Below are 18942 nucleotides of genomic sequence, written 5' to 3'. Positions count from 1 at the left end.
TTCCGGCCCCAGCCCCTTAATGGCCCAAAGCGCCTCGCGGCGGCTGAGCCCGAGCGAGGGCCTGAACCCATCCGCCTCTGCAATGCGGGTGAGGCTAGCGACCGGCACCCGGAGCCGTAGGAGCCAAAGCCCTCGAGCTGGCGGAAGGTGCGCTCGGCGAAGTCGGGATCGTAGCCGCGGGCCACCATGCCCGAGACGAGCTTGTCCTTGAAGGCGCTTACCCCGCCGGTGAACTTGAAAGTGGCCATGCTTTTGCGGAGCATGTCCGCCTCGCCTGGCCTTGATCGAGGATGCGACAGAACTGCTTCCAACCCAGGAGAATACGGTCAGCCTGATCGCCGATCGCACGGAGGCCTCCCCTCGCTCGGCGGGCAGGCTCCTGGAGATGACCCTGCGCCTGCGCCCCGACCGGATCATTCTGGGCGAACTCCGGGGGACCGAGGCGGTCACCTTCCTCGAGGCCATCAACACGGGTCATGAGGGCAGCGTCACCACCATCCACGCCACAAGCGCGCGCAAGGCCGTCAACCGGCTGGCCTTCCTGGTGATGCGCGCGGGCATGCCGCTGACGCTGTCGGAGATCCATGACTACGTTCTCCAATCCGTCGATGTCGTCGTGCAGACCGGCCGGATCGGCACCGGGCGGGGCATCCTGGAGACCTGGTTTCCGAGGCTCGACGGGGAGAGCGCCTGACGTACCCCCCCCCAAGCGGCAACTGGAGAGCGGAGAGGATAAAAAGGGATGGATAAGGTTTGCGACACGGGACCGCACGGTTGACATCCCCGGCGCAAATCGCCATCTTCATTTCAACAACACCCCCCAGGCGACCGGCCGAAAGGCCGAGCTCAATACCGGGGGGTTACTTATATCCGGACGTCGTCTTCTTGGAATTCGGAAAGCTCCCCACTCTTACAGGTGATCAGGTTGCGCTTCTTCGGCAGCGTGGCATGCTGGTAAGAAATACCTCCGAGGCGGAGACGTGGCTTGAGACCGTCGGCTACTATCGACTGAGCGCCTATTGGCTGCCGTTCGAGTTGCCTCCCCCTCCTGGTCAGACCCGCAGCAAGCGCTTCGCCGAAGGAACATCCTTCGACCGGGTCATTGAGCGCTACGTCTTCGACCGCAAGCTGCGGCTCCTGCTTCTGGAGGCGATCGAACGCGTCGAGATCCATGTGCGCTCGCGGTGGACCTATCATCTGGCCCATGCGCACGGTGCGCATGCCCATCTCCGTGCCTCCGCTTTCCGGGGCGCCAGGGTGCATACCGAACTTCTCGCAAAGCTGGCCCGTTCGGCGGAAAAGTCAGACGAAACCTTTATCGCCCACTACCGCACCAAGTACACGGACCCCTACCTGCCGCCGCTCTGGGCAGTCACCGAACTGATGACGTTCGGGGAACTGTCCCGATGGGTGCAGATCACCAGGGACCTTCCCATCAAGGCCGCCGTGACGCGCGATCTGGGCCTCCCGACTGTGGAGATTACGGACGGCGTCCTGCAGGCCCTGTCCTATGTCCGCAACATCTGTGCGCACCACTCCAGATTGTGGAACAAGCGGTTGGTCAAGCGCGTCCCGCGGGTCAAGCGGTGGGGCCGGGACATGGTAATCGACACCTCGACCGGCCAGGCACAACCCGACAACAGGCTCTACAACGTCATGGTCGCCCTGCTTCACCTCCTGGACAGCCAGCGGACGGACAGCACCTGGCGGTCGCGCCTGATCGACCTTCTGGAAACAGTGTCGGACCTGGAACTGCGTGCCATGGGATTTCCCGAAGATTGGCAGGAACGAAGTGTCTGGGGCGGCCCGTGACCCCTATATCGACACCGTCGGATTGGCCTGCTCCTGGCAATCCCTCGCCTTGCTCCGCAACCTACTGTCAAAACGGTCCATCTTGTCTGAAGCCTTCTTCAGATCGGCTTCATCGAGCACAGCATCTTCGGCCTTATGAGTCTCTGCAACGTCTTGCGCCAGGGGAGGCTCCGTCTCGGACCTCTCCGCGCCATCTCTCCTGGGTTCGGCATCGGAATAGGGGATGCGGTCCTCCTTCAACGCCATCACCTCGGCTCGCAGGGCGTCCAGTTCGGCCCGGATCGGATCGGGATAAGGGAGCGGTCCCTTCTGCGCGTCGATGATGGTCTTGAACCAGGCGTCCTGCAGTAGACGATCCGGTCCACCAGGATCGGGTTCTGCCTCTCGGGGATCAGGATGATCTTGTCGGGATCGAGCCTGCGGACTTCGTCGGGGGTCATGAGCGGGCGCTCCTCGTTGCGCCGGGAGACCGACCGCTTCAGCAACCCCTGCCCGTCTTGCGAATAACTGTCGCTGAGCGACATCCGGGTGGTCTTGCCGAGCGCCTCGAACACCTCGCCGGCGGTCTTCTTCTCGTTGGGCGCAATGTAGAGCTTCATGCCGGCAGCAGACTCGATCGAGAGCCGCTCGTTCTCGGAATAGATGGTTTCCAATCCCGGCACCGACTGGGTGATGATCGACACGCGTACGCCGTGACCGGCCAGTTGCTTCAGCGACTGGACGATGATCGGCATGGGGCCAAGCTGATCGAACTCGTCAAGGATGATCTGTACAGGCCAAGGCTCGGTTGTCGGATCGGGGATGTGCGCGCGCATGGTGGCGATCAACTCTCCGAACATCAGCCGCAGAAGCGGAGAAAGCGGCGGAATATCGTCGGAGTTGGCAACGATATAGACCGCATGCGGGCGCCGCCGGATGTCGCCCCACGAAAAGTCGTTGGCGCTCGTGATCTTGTCTATCCGGGGGTTGAGCCACAGCCCAAGGCCCGAGCCGTCAAGAACCGAGGCGTAGGAGGACAGCGTGCGGTCGGAATGGCCCGAGAAGTTGCGAAAGATTGTCGCTGTCTGGGCGTGGCGCGCCTCGGCTGCCAAGGCGGCGTAGGCTGCCTCCTTGTTGCCGGTATCGAAGAGGATGCGGGCAATGGCTCCGAGCGTCGGCGTGCCGCGCTCGATGGCCAGCATGCCGCCGGCCACGAAGAGCTGGCGCGCCCCCACGATAAAGTCCGAGGCGCCGCCCTTCTCGTTCTTTGGGATCAGGAAATAGCTGGCGAGCTTCGAGAGCTCGGTGAACCGCTGGTCGGTATCCGTGATCCGGGCAATCCGCTCGAGCGGGTTGTAACGATGTGACGGGTGCACGAAGTCAAACGGTGCTATGCGGAACACCCGGTCGCCCTGCGCCTGGCGGTGCCGGGCCGTGGCCTCGAAGATATCGCCTTTCACATCCATGACCACGCAGGAGCGTAAGCATGCGCCGAGGGCCGTCTTGGATCAGGTGTTTTTCTCGTGTGCCATGATGGTTTCGATGACGTCTGGGTCACACTGTTCGTCGATGAGGAACTGGCGGATGCCGCCTTCCCAGGTGCGCAAGCCCTGGCCCACCCGCCAGAGATTGCGCGCCCGCGCCGAGAAGGACGACCCCCCTGCCTCGCTGCGCCGCCGTCCCCCCTGGCCCAGCCCGCTCTCGCGCGGCGCCCTGCCGCCCACGCGGCGCAGCCGGATCTCGCCAATCAGGTCATCCGCGAGGCTCGCCATCCACCGCCTGCGGGAGCGCGGGGTGCGGTGAATGGCATGGGGGCCATCGTCTTGGGAACCGAGCGCATCCGCGTGTGTGGCCCGGGCCCGGGCGCCAAATGGAAAACCATCTACGTCCTCGCCTGCCCGGTCAACTTCTCAGTTCACTTTCATCAGATCGAGGCCGCCAAGCGTGGTTATGACAACTGGTGGCAGGCAATAGGCCGGGTTCGGGACGGGATTATAGCGGGCGGGATGCTGCGGTAAGTCGAGGTGAAGGTTGCGATGCAAAAGGCGCGGCCTTGGCAGTAGCCTTGGGAATCGTGTTCCGGCACGACAGAGATGAGTTGCTTTTTCACACCTGCCCGCGCAAAAATTTCACAATGGATCATTGCCATAGTAACTTTGAGTTCCTCGACCGTTTGGACCGTGAGCTCGCCAACCTTGGCAGGCTCACAGAGAGCTATTTTCAGGATGATCCAAGCACGAGCTTGATTAAGCTGCGCCAATTTGGCGAGCGATTGACACGGCGACATGCTGCTCTTGTCGGAATTGATGTGCAGGATGGTGAAACCCAAGCTGATGTATTGCGCCGCCTCCAATACGAACGGTCAGCCCCTGATCGGGTTCTGGATGTGCTGAACCACATCCGGAAACTGGGTAATGCCGCTGTTCACGATGGCGCAGGCAATCACCGAGAGGCGTTGGCATGCTTGAAAATGGCCGTCCAACTCGGGGTCTGGCATATCCGAACAAGCACCGCCGAAAAAGACTTTGCAGCAGGGCCATTCCTGCCGCCTTCGCCGCAACAAAACCCGAACATAGAACTCCAACAAGAACTTGAGCGCCTTCGCGCCGAGCGCAACGAGGCATTGAGCGCAGCCCAAAAGGCAGAGGAAGCCCATCGGGAAGCACGCTTGGCTGCGGAATCCGCTGAAGCGCGGCACCTAAGGGAGCAAGAAGAAAGGAAAACTTGGGAAGCCCTCGCGCAGGATGCAGATCGTCAACTGCGCGATTTCGTGGAGCAAGCACAACGGCAAGCGCCTGCCGCCAAGATGTCCTTCGTGACAGCCGCCAACGAAGTGGCTGGTGTAATCGACCTGGACGAACAGGCCACCCGCGCCCTGATTGACCAGCAACTGCGAGATCGGGGCTGGGAAGCCCACAGTGTTGATTTGCGCCATGGCAAAGGTACGAGGCCCGCAAAAGGTCGCCACATGGCGATTGCGGAGTGGCCTACACAGTCCGGCCCAGCTGATTACGCGCTCTTCGTCGGAGAAACTTGCGTCGGCATCGTCGAGGCCAAACGGTATCGGAAGAACGTTTCTGCGGCAGTCGATCAGGCTGAGCGATATTCGAAGGGTTTTTCGTGGCAACCTAACTCAGAGCTTTGGGGTGACGGCTTTGTTGTTCCGTTTGTCTTTGCCACGAATGGGCGCGCCTATCTGAAACAGGTGGAGACTGAGAGCGGCATCTGGTTCCGAGACGTGCGGCTGCCCAACAATTTGCGTCGCGCCCTCACAGGGTGGTTCAGGCCGGAAGAACTTATCTCCATGCTCGAAGTGGAGAAGGAAAAGGCGCAAGCCGCATTGCAAGCCCGATCCTTTGACTTCGGGTTCGACCTGCGCCCTTATCAGGAAGCGGCGATCCGCGAGGTCGAGAAGACACTCGCCACTGAAAAGCGCGAAATGCTTGTGGCGATGGCTACAGGAACGGGCAAGACCAAGCTGGCCATCGCGATGCTGTATCGCCTGCTCGCCACCAAGCGTTTCCGGCGCATTTGCTTCGTGGTTGACCGTTCCGCCCTGGGGACGCAGACCACCGACGAATTCATGAGCACGGCCATCGAAGGGCCAAAGACCTTTGGCCAGTTGTTCGGCATTAAGGGGCTTGAGGACATCAAGCCTGACCCTGAGACCCGCGTTCACATCTGCACGATCCAAGGGCTTGTGAAGCGGGTGCTTTACAACGCCGAATCCTCAGATGTCCCGCCCATCGGTCAGTATGACCTGATGGTGATCGACGAATGTCACCGTGGCTATTTGCTGGACCGCGAGATGTCGGACGCTGAACTGAGCTTCCGGGGGCAGGAGGATTACGTCTCGAAATATCGCCGTGTTCTGGAACACTTCGACGCGGTCAAGATCGGTCTTACAGCCACCCCCGCACTGCACACAGCCCAGATTTTCGGCGACCCCATCTATACCTACACTTACCGCGAGGCTGTGGTTGACGGTTGGCTGATCGACCACGAACCCCCGATCCGCTTCCAGACTGCACTTGCCAAGGCCGGTATCACATTTGAGGCGGGTGAAGACGTCGAGCTTCTGGATAGTCAGACAGGCGAGGTGCAGAACGCAACCGCCCCGGATGAGCTCAGCTTTCAGGTCGAAGCCTTCAACCGCACGGTCATCACCCAACCCTTCAATCAGGTCATCGCGGAAGAACTGGCCAAACACATTGACCCCAGCCTTGAAGGGAAAACCCTCGTTTTTGCCGCGACAGATGCGCATGCCGACATCGTCGTGAACGAACTTAAAAAGGCCTTCGCCGCGCGATATGGGTCGATTGAAGATGCCGTCATCCGCAAGATCACTGGCAGCGTGGACAAGGTCGGCACCCTGATCCGGTCATTCCGCAATGATGCCTTTCCGCAGATCGCCGTGACGGTGGACCTGCTGACCACGGGCATCGACGTGCCGAAGATCACGAACCTCGTCTTCATCCGCCGCGTGAACAGCCGCATCCTCTATGAACAGATGCTCGGCCGGGCCACCCGCCGCTGCGATGATATCGACAAAGAGGTCTTCCGTATCTTCGATGCCGTCGACCTCTACGCCACCCTTCAAGACCTTACACAGATGAAGCCGGTTGCCAGCAATCCGAAACTGACCTTCGAACAGCTGTTCGATGAACTGGCCACCGTGACCGAGGAAGACCAGCGTGAACTCGTCCGCGATCAGGTCCTGACCAAGCTGCACCGTAAGCTGCGCAAACTGACCAGCAAGGTTGCACAGATGGTCGAAGACCTGACCGGCGAAACGGTCGAACAACTCCGTGACCGGCTGCGCCAAGGATCACCGAGCGACGCCGCCGCCCATGCAAAGAAATACGCGGGCCTTGGCAAGATCCTTGACTGGAACCCGGACGGCTCGGGGCCGAACCTGATCCCAATCTCGCACCACGAAGACAGCATGCACGCCGTCACCACTGGCTATGGTCAGTATGAAAAGCCCGAAGACTTCCTGGACACATTCCGGTCCTTCGTGAAGAACAACCAGAACCAGATCGCCGCGCTGACGGTTTCGGAATGGTGGAACGTGTCGCAGCGGAGGCCGACAAGGTTCGGAAACTGGTCGACCGACTGGACCGTCGGATCTTCGCAAAGGCATTCGCGGGCGAGCTCGTCCCCCAGAACCCGAACGATGAATCGGCCAGCGCACTACTCGAGCGTATCCGCGAAGCTCGCGCCAACGCACCGAAGAAGACGCGCCAAAAACGCACGGAAGTATACGCCATGACAGAGACCCCGAGAGACCGCCTGATCGCAGACAGCAGCAGTTGGCCAGAAAACGGTCTGCCATTCGAGGATGTCGCCAAACGGGTATTAATGCCCCACGATGATCTCCGCGATGCTCTGTTCGAGCTTCTTGGCGGGACGATGCCCGTTCTGGAACAGGTCTTTGACAAGACTGAGGAGCGCATGCGCCTGAAACGGGCAACGTTATGAGACTAAGGCGCCTCAAGATCGAGAAATCGGCAGCGGGAGGGGGGCTGTTCGATGGTTGTGAGATCTGGTTCGGCCGCGAGCCGGATGGAAGGTCCAACGAGCCTTTAGCACCTCTTTGCCTCATCGGCCCCAATGGGTCGGGCAAGTCGCAGTTCCTGCAATTGATTGCTGAAATTTTTCAGGCGGCCTGGCACGAACACGCACCAAGCGAGGAACGCCGCAGCGCCAATGAACAGGTCTTGTTCGACCTTTCCTATTTGATGACGTCAGAGGGAGCCGAGAAGCCTGAGACGGTGCGGCTGGTACGGACCATGAAGGGGCGGAAGGCTGGCCCTATCGAGTTGATCCGTGGCGAAGATGAAGTCGTAAAGGCTGGCACGCCCGAGTTCGGGAAGTACCTACCATCGATGATCATCGGCTATACATCGGGCGACAACGAGACCTTGAGCTTGCCGTTCCTGTCCAGCCGCAGCGGATATGCTGATGATGTCGCCAGAGCGGCGCTTGGTAACGATCCTGACAAGTCGATTCCAGACAATCGACTGATGCTGATAGATTATGCGACGAACCTCGAAGTGCTTTTTTCCAACCTCATGCTTGGGTCAAAGGACGTGCGCACAGAAATCTTGCGTCACGCCAAGCTCGGGGATCTGGCATCTTGTCGTTGCGTTGTTCGTCTTGCCCATTCGGTAGTACCGAAAGCACCAAAATCGCAGGTGGCAAAGTCGAACCGCAAAGGAATCCAGCTTACCGCTGAATTGGAAGAGATCATTGATCGTCTCAAACGGATTGCGACCTGCTGGAGCGTGGAAGACAGCACCGAAACATATACGTTCGATTTTTTCATAACAGACGTGACACGAGAAGCGTTCGGGCACTTTTGGAAAGATAACGCATTTGCGCTTTACAAGTCTTTGCACAAGCTTGCCCTGCTCAACGACCTTGCAATTCCAAAGCCAACCCGCGAGCGCCTCAAACGGGAGATCAAAAACAGAAAGTTCGCCTCAAGACCGCCGCAACCCCAACAAGAGCAAATGGTTTTCGCCTTTGAAGAGGTGAGGTTTTGGCTCGAGGATCGCTCGGAATCGCCCGTAGACTACGTTTCGTTGTCGGACGGAGAACATCAACAAGCCTTGATTCTTGGTGCCTATGCGATGGTTCGGGATATTAATGCCATTTTTTTACTTGATGAGCCCGAGTCCCACTTCAATCCAATCTGGCGAGTTAAGTTTTTCCAGCGATTGCTCGACATGACGGGAAGTCGGGGAAATCAAGAGGTTCTATTAACGACACATGCGCCCTTCGTGCCTTCCGACATGCCTCGAGAACAAGTGATGCTTTTTTCTCGACACGCAGAAACTGGAAAAGTTGACATCTTGGAGCCTAGTATCGAGACATTCGGGGCGACGTTTGATCGCATCCTTGAGGCATGCTTCAATATTAGGCCGCCGAATTCCTTCATTGCCGAAAAGCAGATTGAAGAATTGTTGGCATCCGACGACGTCGAGAAGATCGAGGCTGGGTTCCAGGAACTCGGCCCTTCGACCGGCAAAGCGGTTCTCGCCGACCACCTTCGTAAATTGAAAAATAAGATTGCTTAATGCTGTTTTCATTTCCTCCCGCAGCATTGGCTTGCAATTGGCTTAATGTGAAAGTCATCGAAGCGTTAATCTTGGGCATCGATGCCATAGATGCGGGCGGTCAGCCTGTGGCTTGGCCAGATTGTTTACCGGGTGATAGGCGCGAGGTATTGCGTCGTAGGCGCGGCCTCAAACCCAAACTCGATTCATTTTGGCAAGAATATTCTCATCTTGATGCCGCAGGTAGGCAGGCCGTGCGCCATGCAATTTCGCGGCAGACTGAACTACCTGCAGTTTTTTCCGACGCACTGCCCTGCCTTAAACTGAGTCAGCTTCCTGAGTCGATCAGGCAGAGTGCAGATAGTTTGGGTGACTATTTGTTTGGTCAGCTCAGTGAGATCCTTGAGGGTGATAGGTGCCTTCGAGATACTCACTACCAGCATATTCATAATTCGAGAATAAGAACGTGCCCATTCTGCGGGCTCAACTACTTTCGCCCTTATGGGGCACCAAGAAACGCTCTCGATCATCTTATGGCAATTTCACATTATCCTTTTGCGGCGGCCGACTTAAGGAATTTGCCACCTGCCTGTCATGAGTGCAACTCTACCTACAAAGGTGCGGCAGATGTGCTTTCTGATGATGCCGGGGGAAGACGGGTTTGTTCCGATCCATATGCTGGCCCAACGTACATTCTGAGCTTGCAAGGAAGTGTCTGGGGGGCAGGAAACATAGTTCGTGGAAGAAGGATGCCACAATGGCTTGTAACCTTCCTCGGCGGCCCTCACCTTCAGGCAAACACTTGGGATGCAGTTTACAAAGTTAAGTCACGGTATCTGTCCACTTTGGACGCGGACTTTCATTCGTGGATCGAGAGCTTTGCAACATGGTTCGTACGAGAACATGGGCGAGATCACACGCCAAACTTTATGGTTCAACAGCTGCCGCGATACATAAACAATGTCATTCAGGGAAAATTCGAAGACAGAGCTTTTCTCAAAGCTGAGGCATTTCGGGTGGTTGAAGCCGCTTGTGCCAGTCCTGAAATCGGAAATGACGTGGGTGAATGGCTTTATGGCTTTGTTGAGTATGCAGTTTGAGCTTTCCATCCTTTCATTCGCATGCGCGACTAATCCCCTCGTACCAGTGGTGACCTGAACGGGCTAATCTCCGGCGCATGAACGTCGGAGGTGTTGGCTTGAAACGAGACGGCAAAATTGGCGGCCATTTGGACGGCTGCGCGGATGGTGGTGTTTCGCGGCTGGAAGTGATCGAGAGGCCGAACGGACGTCGACGACGCACGAAGTCGGAGCGGGCGCAGATTGCGGCGGAGAGCCTAGTGCCGGGAACTTCGGTGCCCGATGTTGCGCGGCGGCACAGGACGCGCAGGCAGGTTTATGACTGGCGGAGGAAGCTGCGGTCGGGGCAGCTTGTCTTGCCCGAGAGCGTGGAGGCCCAGGCGATGTTTGCAGAACTGGTCGTCGAGTGCGCCGCACCGGAGATGCCGGCGGAGACGGAGGGCAGCAGCGGCGTGGACATCGTTGTCGGCGATGTCGTGATCCGCGTCGGCGCAGGTCCCGCTGAGGTTCTGCCTACCTGGTCGATTCTCGCGACGCGGGCGTCGATGTCATGATGCTCGGTCAGGGCGGGCCGGTGAAGGTTTATGTGGCGATGCGCCCGGCGGACTTTCGCAAGGGGTCGACGGGCTGGCGCTAGTGGTTCAGGAAATGTTTGGACTCGACCAGTTCTGCGTGACAGTCTGAGTTTCACCATGTCCTACATCGCGCGGCTCACAACTCCCCCGCGTGTTTTGCTGCGTCACTCCTCACAGGGCGGCTTTGGAGACTGCCGCAATGCAGCAGATCTCGATGCCGACCGGCGGCAAAGGGCCGGCTCCGCTCTGTCGTGTAGCAATGGTCCTACTGCCTCAAGGCATACCGGCGAGCGATCCAGGCCGGTAGAACTGCGCGCAAGGCTGCATTGTCGCCACCCTTGGCAATCGCCTCGATCTCACGCAGAACGCGCTTGTCGTCGGCCGCGAGTGATTTATCCCGCCAGGAGCGCGGGCAAGCCGAAACAAGATCGGAAAATCCGGCCGCCCAATTCCGCAAGCCCTTCGCGTCAAAGGTGTCAAGCCGTTCCACCACCATCTTGGCGTCACTCGCTCCGTCACTGGCAAGCTCGGCTTGTATCGTCACAAAGCCTAGCAGCTGGTTGACCGCTCCCTCCCCCGGAAACTCAATCCCCCCCAGGAGAGGGCCCAGCCATGCCTCCGGAGAGGGTTCTCGGGGCGCCACGGCAAGGGCCACGAGATATCCTTGAAGATAGGCTTCCGTTATTCCCGCATGGGCGAGCAGCGCGCCGATTTCGCCAGGGGCCGTCAACGATGGAGTGTTCCCTTCGCGTGCATCGAACGCCTCCAATGTCATATCGACGATGTCGGCCATGACCGGGATCCGTTTCAGGGAGGACCCGTCAAGCAGCCCCTGCGCCACCGCCGCGAAGGACGCCCAGAACTCCTGCTCGCCCGCGGCCTTCAGGGTGGCCGCCGAAACCGCAAAGAGCCGCGCCCACCATTCCCGGCGAGTTTCCAGATGTTTCCAGACCGCTGCCTCCTGTCCTTTTTCGGTCCGGGCGCGGGACATGGCGGCCCGCAGATCGGCCGTGTCCTCAAACCAGGCGTCGCTCTGGTCGAAGCGGTCCATCCAGTCTGCACTGGCCTTGACGAGCGCAGCACGGCTGGATGGCGGCAGGGCATCCGTGCCGCCGATGGCCATGAGAATGGCTTTGGCGTCGCCCGCAGCGGGGGTGAGTGCATCCAAGCCCAAGAGCTCCGCCCATTCCACCAGGCCAGGGGCGCAAAGGAGGTTCAGAGCCAAGCCCTCACCCAGGCCCCGCGCCAATCCGTCAGCCAATGCTGCGGGTGGAATATCGAAGGTCTCGATTTCGTCCAGGATGCTGGCCAGCTTCCGCTTCTGCTCGCTTGCACTGGCACAGGGGATAACAAAGGCGTCCTTGACCCCATGGCCCTGTTTCAGCATCGCCATGGCGATGCCGCGGCGGCTGCCTTGCTGGAAGGCCGCGATCAGGCTTTGGGCCCCTGCCCCGTCAGGCAGGCTCGCGGCTGCCCGGTGAATAGTCGCGGCGGAGACTTGGCCTTGCAGACCGCCATCCCGCATTTGTCGCCGGATCACCGCATCGAGGGCGGCACGCGCCGGGCCATCGGGGAGCCATTTGCGGATTGCAGGGAACAGAGCAGCAAGCTCCGAAGGCAGCATTCCCGCCTCCGCCCGGGCCAGCAGGGCCGTTGCCGCAGCCAGGCGGATCTCGACCCTTTGGTCGAGCAGCCAGTAAAGCCCAAGGTGGGCTTCAACCACGCCAGGGCGCGCGATGATCATCGACACCAACATTGCTGCAGGCTCGGAAGGAAGGCCGGCCAGGAGTTCGGAAACTGCGGCATGGACCTGCAGAGGCGTGTCGCCGAGGTCCCTCAGGATTGGGTCGAGCAGCTCGCCGAGATCAGGCAGCTTTTCTCCGGGAGGCACTGCGCCCGCCATGACCTCCGGGGTCAGAATGGTAAAGGGCGGTGGCGGGAGACCGGCGCGGGCATAGGCTTGCGCCAAGCGCAGGCGCAGCACAGGCGCGATGGGACAAGCAGCGTCCTGCGCCATCAGCGTGGTAGCAACGGACGCGATGAGTGCGTCGCCTTCCGGTGTGTCGTTCTCCACCGCCATGCGGGCCTCGTCGAGCGCGCAGGACAGCAATGTTACCGCGGCCTGCGCCGAGGCGCTGTCTTCAGGGTCCAGTGCGGCTTTGGCAACCTCCGCCATGGCTGCAGGTTGAGAAAGCAGGGATCTTGCAGCCTGGCGCAACAGGTATGTGCGCTTCTGATCGTCAGAGGCGTCAGCAATGGCGGCGATCAGGGCGGCGATCCTATCGGTCATACGGCAGGGTTATGGCACCATGCATATCCGGTCAACGTCGTAACGCTAATCCAGGGCCTGGCGCTGCCTCGTACACAGCGAGGGTTGTGGTACGTACAACAGCGTCGCCTAATTGTGTCTGCCTTCTCAACTTATGGGCACCTCGATTTTTGACCGCTTGCCCTGTTCTTTGGCGGTTCGACGGCTTGAGGAACACATGACGTGTCTGGGCAGGGTGTGGCGTGTTGGCTTCGCGGGCTTTACGGGCGGAGGACTGCGCCGCCTTTCGGCCCTTGGGGGCTGACTTCGGCGCCCCGGATCACGCTGGGCAGGGGTTCAGGCGGCGCAGCTGGACGAGGCGACGCATGTTGTAGGCGAGGTTCTTCATCCCAATCTTGGCCTTCGCCCGCACCAGGCCGATGGTGCGCAACAGCGTGCCGCCCATGTCGTTGGTCTGCGCGCCGAAGACATGCTCGACCCGTGCGCGCACCGAGGATTTCGTGCGATTGCTGCCCTTGCCTTGTTCAGTCAGTGGCTTGCCTCGCTTGCCCTTGCGGTGGATGTGGCTCTTCAGCTTGCACGCGCGCAGCCTGGCTTCCATCTCTACGGACCGATACGCCGGATCAGCCCAGACCCCTGCGCCAGTGTTGCCCCGCATCAGCAGATGATCCACTGCCTGGCTGTCATGCAGGGCCGCATCGCTGACGTGGTAACGGCGCACCAGCTTGTGCTGGCGGTCCACGTTGACGTGGTTTTTGTAGCCGTAGTGGGATTTCCCGTGCTTCTTGGTCCAGCGGGCATCCACGTCCTTCTGCGATCGCTTGGCGGGCTTTTCGGCCCAGCCCACGGGCTCCTCGCCGGCCTTGATCGCCCGGTTTTCATCTCGCGTGTTGTGGTTCTTCGGCACCGGCACGATGGAGGCATCCAAGATCTGGCCGCCCCGCGCGATGTAGCCTTGCCGCGCCAGATAGCCGTCGAACTGCTGAAACAGCGCCTCGACCATGCCCGCCTGTGCCAGCCCCTCGCGATAAAGCCAGACAGTCTTTGCATCGGGCACGCGGTCCTCCAGCCCCAGACCAAGGAACCGCATGAAGGACAGCCGGTCGCGGACCTGATACTCGATCTGGTCGTCGGACAGGTTGTAGAGGGCACCCAACACCAGCGTCTTGAACATCACCACCGCGTCCATGGGCTTGCGCCCCGCCCGCGATTTGCGCTCCGCCTCCGGCTTGCGCCAAACCCGCTCCAGCGTCGGTCGGAACTCCTCCCAGGGCACAATGGCGTCGATCTCGACCAGCGGGTCCTTCTTGGCGTCTAGGCTCACGTAGCGGTCCGAAAGATCAAAGAAACCCATCTGCGCCATCGTCACGCTCCAGCAGCCGAATGCCCCGTGCGTCCTACCCCGGCGGCCCGGTTAGCGCAATTTTTCGAGGTGCCCTTATGATCTTACGGCCTTGTGATGGCACCGGTTTTGACGACGGACCGTTTCCTCCTCGCGCCTCAGGCGCTCCTTCACTTACTTACAAGAACCGGAGTTCGTCGTGCTTGACCAGGAACAGATCGAAGCGCCCCAGTTCTCGGAAAGCCGTGAGCAAACGCTGCCTCTTGAAACTCCCGAACTTGCAGCACCCCGGCTGGCCGTGGTCACGACACCTTTGACATTCGGTGCAGCCATGATGCGGTTAGCCCGCACCAGCAGAAACAAGCGGCGCTGAGCCACGCTGCGCAGCGACGCAAGTTGAAGGGCTAATTTCGGTTAAAGCACCATCCTTGCTCACCGATGAGCCAATTTACTTAATCTATTCCACTGCCCATCGTCTGTTCTCACCGCGCCGAGTTGTAGACATAGCGCAGTTTTGACTTTTCAAACAAGGTTCAGACCTCGGAGATAGATCCGCAGGAACTCGCATAAAACAACTGCAGGGCAAGCTGGAGCAGGCTCAACTGTCGGATAGTTAACACAACAACCCTGGCTTTCTGAATACGCTTCTTGCAAGCAGGCCTTTAAAAGCCTCGAATTTTTTGTCGGAAGTCTTAAAATGTATTCTTGGCAACACCAAATTTCTTCCTCCTTCTATGATCCTGAATCGCGAGAGAGGAATGGACATCGATTATGGACGCCTTACGGGCCTATCAGCACAACGCGGCCTATCGCGCTCTTTATGAAAAGGTTGGAGAAAGCTCTCCCACGGGGAAGGCTGTCCTTTCTGAACGGAACTTTGACAAGGCCGCTTCAAAGCTTCCGATCATGGTTATCCCCGATGCATTTCCGCTGTTCCTGTGGACTGCTCAAGATTTCTCGACATGCCCACGAAAAAGCCCCGCCGGTTGAGGCGGGGCGAGAGTCCAACAGGGAGGTTAGTGTATTTCAACATGGAGTTGTGGATTAAGTTCCAATAGTTCTGAAAGAATAAAGTCCTCTTGTCGGCCTTAGATTGATTTTAATCACGTACAGCAAAGAGAATTGGAAAATAGTAGTTTATTAGTACTCTACGCCAAGAACAGTCCCTATAAACATCCGAGCTAGAATATGGCAATGGCTGCGAGGATGAGGTCTCCGGATCTTTCATAGCAGCTAGCAATGACGCGCCAGTTCTTTCGGCGGCCGAAGGCAGCCTCGATGCGGCTTCGCTTCCGGCAGAGGCGCTTGTTGTAACTCGCCGGTATCTGGCGCTTCTTTCGCGACAGGATGCCGGGTCGGGTGCCACGGTCTTTCAGGCCATTGTGCAACCAGTTGGCATCAAAGGCTTTGTCACCCAGGAAGCGCTTGGCTGGCGGCCAAGCTCGTCAGTGATCCGTGCCGGGAATTCCTCAACTCTGACGAGAGGCTGCGAGCATAGATGAGAGCGGCTGGAACAGAATGCGTTACAACGATTTTAGCTTGCACAATCTGAAGTTGAACATAGCGTTGATGAAGAGTATCTGCAGTCTGGGTGTCAATTTGAGGCAAATCTGCCAGCCTTCCTACCCTTCAGAGCCTTCAGTTAGGCGTTTCCCTGCAGGGCCATCGAAGGCCTCCCATTGGGCTCGGCTGGACATCATCCGGAAGGAAAGTGCTTTGACGAGCCGCAATACTAACCGCCTCCGCAAGTATGACGCCAGCGCAGTGGCCGAATTGGCAGAGCGAGGACATGGGGCGCCCCAGATTGCGGACGTCCTGGGCATTCATCATGTGGCGACGGTACGGCAGATCGCCAAACGCGAGGGCATCGAGATCGCTCGCGCGAAACCAACCATCCAGACAATCCGCGAGCAGATACAGGACATGAGCGAACGGGAAGCGCGGGAGCATTTGCTGTTCATCCTTGAAGAAATGCTCGGCAGTGATAGCGAGATAGCTGATCTGATGCACCGGTTTGGCATCGAGCCCAGCACTGCGAAGGTGTACGCGGCCTTGCGGCGAGCTTTCCCACGCTCTCTATCCAAGGATCAGCTAGGAGCAGCTATGGCACATAAAGCCGGGCAGCCAAGTTCCTACTCCTCGGTGACCGTTGCGATCACGAAACTGCGTCGGGTCCTGCCCAAGGATGAGCGTATTATCACGCTCTGGGGCATTGGATACAGGTGGGAAGAAGTGTCAGGGTGGATCCAGCTATGGCGCGAACCCTCAGTCTTTCAGGGACACGATCCTGACCGGCGCGAAGTCCGGCCTCTACCTGTTCTTCCGCGCCACCTCGGGACGTGCATTGATTTCGCATCCGGTGGCCAATGCACCCAAGACCCCTGCCTCGGTTCCTCTGCCTGCGGTTGCGGAACTGGAGGCCATGCGCCTGAAACTGACCCGCCCTGCCACACACAAGTGCGGCGCTCCAACCATGAGGAAACCCTCCGTACGGTCTGGGAACTGATCCCAGCCTGTGGTCCGGGATGCGCCCGGAGCATTTCCCTATAATAGCGCCCGCTGCAATGCGGCGATCAGGCGCCCCTCAGAGACGGGTTTCTGGACATTCTCCGCCCCGGCCAGAGCCTCGCTACCTTCGAAGGTGAAGAGGTCATAGGCGGAGGAGAGCACGAAGGGGATCATCAGGCTGCGCAGCCGCTGGGCGACCGGCACCACCGGACGGCCGCGCAGGTTGCCGTCAAGCACTGCGATATCGGGGCGGATGTCCTCGAGAAGCCGCAGGGCGCTTTCCACCGATCCCGCCGGTCCCAAGACCTGATAGCTATTGTCCTCGAGCATCATCTGGATATCGAGGGCGATCTTCATCTCGTCCTCGACGACCAGCACCGAAGCGCGGCCGTCCAGAAGTCGCTGAGGGGACTTGTCAGACATGGACGCCTTGCAGGACTGGACTGATACCGAGGAAACTTCAGATCAGCTACCAAACCGTCTCGCTGGTAGCTCAGTTCCGCCTGGCCCCTGAGTTCATGCTGGATGGCAAACCGGATCAGCCGCGTGCCAAATCCCGTTCCTTCCGGCGGTGAGGTGTCTGGCCCCTGGCTTTCTTGCCAGGACAGATGAACCTCGGGGTTCCCCTTCTCGTCTTCGGAAAGGCTCCAGGCGATGTCGAGGTGTCCGCCGGGGACAGACAAGGATCCATGGTTGAGCGCGTTTGTAGCCATCTCGTGCAGGATCATGCCCAGCGACATCGCCCGCCTGGGCAGCAGGGTAATAGCGGTCACGCCCTTCAACGCGATGGCGTTTGTGTCCTCATGGTAAGGCTCCATCACCGCGCGGACCAGATCGGCCATATCCGTCGCCGTCTGTCGGGTCGAGACCGCGCAGCAAGCGACCGGCCCAAGGCATCAAAGCGGCCGAGGAAGTCATCGCGATACTCTCCCGCGCTGCGTCCCTCCACTGCGGTGCGCCGGGCGATGGCCCGGGTCACGGCCATCAGGTTCTTGATGCGGTGATTCAACTCGCCGATGAGGATGTCTTTCTCGGCATCGGCCTGACGCTTCTCGGTGGCATCCACAATGGTGAGGAGCAGAATGCGTTTACCATTGTCGGGATGGCTCAGGCGTTGGGCACTGACCAGCATGGTGCGCGGGCCGATCTGGGGAAACGTAGCCCGCACCTCGTAGTCGATGACCGAGGTGCTTCTGGGGATCACCTGCTCCAGCAGAAGGCGCAACTCGAGGATGTTCCATTGGCCGTCGCCAAGATCGGCCAGGGCCGTCCCGATCGTCTCGTCCCGGCTGGTCGAGAAGGTTCCATAGAAGGCGGGGTTGGCGGTCAGGACCCTGAACGCGTCATCCAGCACCACCAGCGGATCGCGCAGCGTGTTGACGATGCTGACAGCCTGGACATGCGAACCGCGCAGCACGCGGTAAAGTTCATCAAGATCCATGGCTGCTCCAGCGTCTCGCTTTATGAAAAAGCATAGCGGCTCAACGCCTTGGTGGATAGAGACATGTCGGTGATGACGTGTGCGGCAACATGCTCTTGTCTTACGCTGTCACTTTGGGCTTCAACTGCGGATGCGCGCTTTCATCGGGATATCACCATGTCGCTTCTGGACGAGAACCTGCAGCAGCACTTCGCGGCAATCGTCGAAGCCTCCAACGATGCGATCGTGGCCAAAGACCTGAACAGCATCATCCTGAGCTGGAACCCCGCCGCAGAGCGCATGTTCGGCTACCGCTCCGATGAGGTGCTGGGCCGGTCCATCACCCTCATCATCCCCGAGGACCGGCAGCATGAGGAAGTCGACTTCATCAGCCGGTTGCGCCGGGGCGAGCGCATCCAGCATTTCGAGACAATCCGGCGCAAGAAGAACGGCCAGTTGTTTCCGATCTCGGTCAGCATCTCGCCGATCCGCGACAGGCACGGCCAAGTCGTCGGCGCCTCCAAGATCGCCCGGGACATCACCGCCCAGCATCGTGCGGCCGAGCAACAGCGCCTGCTCCTGTCGGAGATGAAGCATCGGGTCGGAAACAGCTTCGCAATCGCCAGCGGCTTGCTGAACCTTTGTGCCCGGCAGACCTCCACGGGCGAGGACCTGGTCACCCAGATGCGCGGCCGTTTCCTGGCCCTGGCTGCTGCCCATTCCCTGACAGCGCCGGTTGCTTCCGTAGAGGGCAGCACTGTCTTTGAGAAGCGGCCCTTGCGTGGGCTTCTCGAGGCGATTCTGGAACCTTTTGGGGGATCGTCGCCGGTCAATCTGTCCCTTGAGGATGTCCTGGTCGGCCGGGCTGCCGTCACGCCCTTGGCACTGGTCTTCTAG

At 59.5% G+C, this 18942-nt stretch carries 21 protein-coding genes; 12 read left to right on the top strand and 9 right to left on the bottom strand.

What is annotated here, in order from left to right; genetic code table 11:
- On the bottom strand, nucleotides 1–263 hold a 263-nt coding region (locus AAIL68_RS15870), incomplete at its 3' end, for a hypothetical protein (RefSeq protein WP_347140702.1).
- 17 nt (nucleotides 264–280) lie between these two features.
- Between AAIL68_RS15870 and AAIL68_RS15865 the strand changes: the two genes are divergently transcribed.
- Both AAIL68_RS15865 and AAIL68_RS15860 read left to right on the top strand, forming a co-directional pair.
- Complete coding sequence (locus AAIL68_RS15865) at nucleotides 281–694, top strand: ATPase, T2SS/T4P/T4SS family (RefSeq protein ID WP_347140700.1); 414 nt, start codon at nucleotides 281–283, stop codon at nucleotides 692–694.
- Between the two features lie 254 nt (nucleotides 695–948).
- Entirely contained in the window at nucleotides 949–1812 is an 864-nt protein-coding gene (locus tag AAIL68_RS15860) for an Abi family protein (RefSeq protein ID WP_347140699.1), read from the top strand.
- 3 nt (nucleotides 1813–1815) lie between these two features.
- Here the strand turns inward: AAIL68_RS15860 and AAIL68_RS15855 are convergent, their stop codons facing one another.
- The 3 genes from AAIL68_RS15855 to AAIL68_RS15845 are packed head-to-tail and all read right to left on the bottom strand — an operon-like array spanning nucleotide 1816 to nucleotide 3563.
- The gene (locus AAIL68_RS15855; protein ID WP_347140698.1) at nucleotides 1816–2058 is read right to left on the bottom strand and encodes a hypothetical protein; all 243 of its coding nucleotides are present in this window, start codon (nucleotides 2056–2058) and stop codon (nucleotides 1816–1818) included.
- Entirely contained in the window at nucleotides 2058–3257 is a 1200-nt protein-coding gene (locus AAIL68_RS15850) for a type IV secretory system conjugative DNA transfer family protein (RefSeq protein ID WP_347140697.1), read from the bottom strand. The genes AAIL68_RS15855 and AAIL68_RS15850 overlap by 1 nt, the downstream gene beginning before the upstream one ends.
- 42 nt (nucleotides 3258–3299) lie before the next feature.
- Nucleotides 3300–3563, bottom strand: coding sequence for a hypothetical protein (locus AAIL68_RS15845; protein WP_347140696.1), 264 nt, complete (start codon nucleotides 3561–3563; stop codon nucleotides 3300–3302).
- Nucleotides 3564–3599: 36 nt separating this feature from the next.
- Here AAIL68_RS15845 and AAIL68_RS15840 point away from each other — a divergent pair, with 36 nt between their 5' ends.
- The 6 genes from AAIL68_RS15840 to AAIL68_RS15815 all read left to right on the top strand — a co-directional run bounded on the left by AAIL68_RS15840 (nucleotide 3600) and on the right by AAIL68_RS15815 (nucleotide 10485).
- The gene (locus AAIL68_RS15840) at nucleotides 3600–3809 is read left to right on the top strand and encodes a hypothetical protein (protein WP_347140695.1); all 210 of its coding nucleotides are present in this window, start codon (nucleotides 3600–3602) and stop codon (nucleotides 3807–3809) included.
- Nucleotides 3810–3865: 56 nt separating this feature from the next.
- On the top strand, nucleotides 3866–7063 hold the full coding sequence (gene hsdR, locus AAIL68_RS15835; RefSeq protein WP_347140701.1) for a type I restriction-modification system endonuclease: 3198 nt from the start codon (nucleotides 3866–3868) through the stop codon (nucleotides 7061–7063).
- Nucleotides 7060–7272, top strand: coding sequence for a hypothetical protein (locus tag AAIL68_RS15830; RefSeq protein ID WP_347140694.1), 213 nt, complete (start codon nucleotides 7060–7062; stop codon nucleotides 7270–7272). The genes hsdR and AAIL68_RS15830 overlap by 4 nt, the downstream gene beginning before the upstream one ends.
- Nucleotides 7269–8873, top strand: coding sequence for a restriction system-associated AAA family ATPase (locus AAIL68_RS15825; RefSeq protein ID WP_347140693.1), 1605 nt, complete (start codon nucleotides 7269–7271; stop codon nucleotides 8871–8873). Before AAIL68_RS15830 ends, AAIL68_RS15825 begins: the two co-directional genes overlap by 4 nt.
- A 47-nt stretch (nucleotides 8874–8920) precedes the next feature.
- Nucleotides 8921–9952: a hypothetical protein gene (locus tag AAIL68_RS15820; RefSeq protein WP_347140692.1), complete on the top strand. Its 1032-nt coding sequence runs from the start codon at nucleotides 8921–8923 to the stop codon at nucleotides 9950–9952.
- Between the two features lie 98 nt (nucleotides 9953–10050).
- Nucleotides 10051–10485, top strand: a complete 435-nt coding sequence (locus AAIL68_RS15815) for a transposase (RefSeq protein WP_347140691.1) — start codon at nucleotides 10051–10053, stop codon at nucleotides 10483–10485.
- 286 nt (nucleotides 10486–10771) lie between these two features.
- Here the strand turns inward: AAIL68_RS15815 and AAIL68_RS15810 are convergent, their stop codons facing one another.
- A complete protein-coding gene (locus AAIL68_RS15810; protein WP_347140690.1) occupies nucleotides 10772–12796 on the bottom strand; it encodes a UPF0149 family protein in 2025 nt (674 codons plus the stop codon).
- A gap of 298 nt (nucleotides 12797–13094) precedes the next feature.
- Nucleotides 13095–14138, bottom strand: a complete 1044-nt coding sequence (locus AAIL68_RS15805) for an IS5 family transposase (RefSeq protein WP_207102474.1) — start codon at nucleotides 14136–14138, stop codon at nucleotides 13095–13097.
- Between the two features lie 178 nt (nucleotides 14139–14316).
- Between AAIL68_RS15805 and AAIL68_RS15800 the strand changes: the two genes are divergently transcribed.
- From AAIL68_RS15800 to AAIL68_RS15790, 3 genes are all read left to right on the top strand, one after another.
- On the top strand, nucleotides 14317–14490 hold the full coding sequence (locus tag AAIL68_RS15800) for a hypothetical protein (RefSeq protein WP_347140689.1): 174 nt from the start codon (nucleotides 14317–14319) through the stop codon (nucleotides 14488–14490).
- 398 nt (nucleotides 14491–14888) lie between these two features.
- Entirely contained in the window at nucleotides 14889–15107 is a 219-nt protein-coding gene (locus tag AAIL68_RS15795; RefSeq protein ID WP_347140688.1) for a hypothetical protein, read from the top strand.
- A 726-nt stretch (nucleotides 15108–15833) separates the two neighbouring features.
- Entirely contained in the window at nucleotides 15834–16667 is an 834-nt protein-coding gene (locus AAIL68_RS15790; RefSeq protein ID WP_347140687.1) for a helix-turn-helix domain-containing protein, read from the top strand.
- On the opposite strand, the gene AAIL68_RS15785 is transcribed toward AAIL68_RS15790, so the two are convergent.
- Genes AAIL68_RS15785 through AAIL68_RS15775 form a run of 3 tightly spaced genes read right to left on the bottom strand, consistent with a single transcriptional unit; the run spans nucleotide 16662 to nucleotide 18066 of the window.
- The gene (locus AAIL68_RS15785; protein WP_347140686.1) at nucleotides 16662–17003 is read right to left on the bottom strand and encodes a response regulator; all 342 of its coding nucleotides are present in this window, start codon (nucleotides 17001–17003) and stop codon (nucleotides 16662–16664) included. The genes AAIL68_RS15790 and AAIL68_RS15785 overlap by 6 nt on opposite strands.
- On the bottom strand, nucleotides 16979–17467 hold the full coding sequence (locus AAIL68_RS15780; RefSeq protein ID WP_347140685.1) for a hypothetical protein: 489 nt from the start codon (nucleotides 17465–17467) through the stop codon (nucleotides 16979–16981). Before AAIL68_RS15780 ends, AAIL68_RS15785 begins: the two co-directional genes overlap by 25 nt.
- Nucleotides 17443–18066, bottom strand: coding sequence for an HWE histidine kinase domain-containing protein (locus AAIL68_RS15775; protein WP_347140684.1), 624 nt, complete (start codon nucleotides 18064–18066; stop codon nucleotides 17443–17445). Before AAIL68_RS15775 ends, AAIL68_RS15780 begins: the two co-directional genes overlap by 25 nt.
- A 156-nt stretch (nucleotides 18067–18222) precedes the next feature.
- On the opposite strand from AAIL68_RS15775, the gene AAIL68_RS15770 reads away from it, so the two are divergent.
- Nucleotides 18223–18942 (top strand): PAS domain S-box protein, encoded by a 720-nt coding sequence (locus AAIL68_RS15770; RefSeq protein WP_347140683.1) that lies wholly within the window; start codon nucleotides 18223–18225, stop codon nucleotides 18940–18942.

Origin of the sequence: Paracoccus sp. SSK6, assembly GCF_039770665.1 — a bacterium.
Classification (GTDB): Bacteria; Pseudomonadota; Alphaproteobacteria; order Rhodobacterales; family Rhodobacteraceae; genus Paracoccus.
The sequence above is the reverse complement of the archived record's forward strand: the minus strand, read 5'-3'. Positions and strand labels throughout refer to the sequence as shown.